This window comes from Flavobacterium branchiophilum NBRC 15030 = ATCC 35035, assembly GCF_002217205.1.
GTDB lineage: Bacteria > Bacteroidota > Bacteroidia > Flavobacteriales > Flavobacteriaceae > Flavobacterium > Flavobacterium branchiophilum.
Genome location: NZ_MUGT01000148.1, coordinates 1 through 937, shown reverse-complemented (window position 1 = coordinate 937; position 937 = coordinate 1). Strand labels below are relative to the sequence as shown.

Sequence of the window (937 nt, the reverse complement as noted above, 5' to 3'; positions counted from 1 at the left end):
ATAATATTAAATGTTAAATAAAAAATTTAATTACTTTGCCGTTTTTTTCAATAACCAATGCGAGTAGAACAACTAACCTTTACTAGATTTTTAGCAGCCATTTCAATAGTGATATACCATTATGGTAAAAATGTTTATCCATACAATATTCCATGGGTTTGGCAAGTATTAGGTCAAGCTAATGTAGGCGTTAGCTATTTTTTTATCCTATCGGGTTTTGTTTTGATTATTGCCTATCAAAACAAGAATAATATCGGTTATTTCAAATTTTATAAGAATAGATTTGCTAGAATTTTTCCGATTTTTTTTATAGGAATATTATTGCTTTTAACATATAAAACTATAAAAAAACATCCCATTTTTTGGGACGAACTAGCTTATAATGTTCTAGGAATTCAAGCCTGGATACCGTCTAAAGCATTGTGTTTTAATTCGCCAAGCTGGTCAATTACAGTAGAAATATTGTTTTATTTCCTATTTCCATTTGCTTTCAATCGATTTTATACCAAACCAAAATATTTCCATAAAATAGCAATTGTTGCCTTTATCTTTTTTGTAGTAAGCCAAATATTTTTTCATTTATATGTAACTTCTACCTATTACAAAGGCTATCCTTCTATAAGTCATTATTTTGGGTTCTATTGGCCTCCTTTTCATTTGAATGAATTTTTAATGGGTAATGTTGCAGGTTTATATTTTATCAAATACTTACATCGTTTACCGAAAAATGGGGATTTAAAATTGATGTTATTAGTTTTGGTTTTGGTACTTTTTTTATACTACAATACTTATTTTCATCTACATAACGGATTTTTAACGATCCTGTTTGTCCCAATAATCATTTTAATGGCCAATAATAAAGGTAGTTTGACAAGTATTTTTTGTAATAAAATTTTTATTATTTTAGGTGAAATTAGTTTTAGTATTTACATATTAC

The 937-nt window shown here is 26.9% G+C and carries 1 protein-coding gene; it reads left to right on the top strand.

Annotated elements, in window-relative coordinates; genetic code table 11:
• Positions 1-57 precede the first annotated feature (57 nt).
• A partial coding sequence (locus B0A58_RS16185; RefSeq protein ID WP_106408032.1) for an acyltransferase family protein occupies positions 58-937 on the top strand: 880 nt, incomplete at its 3' end.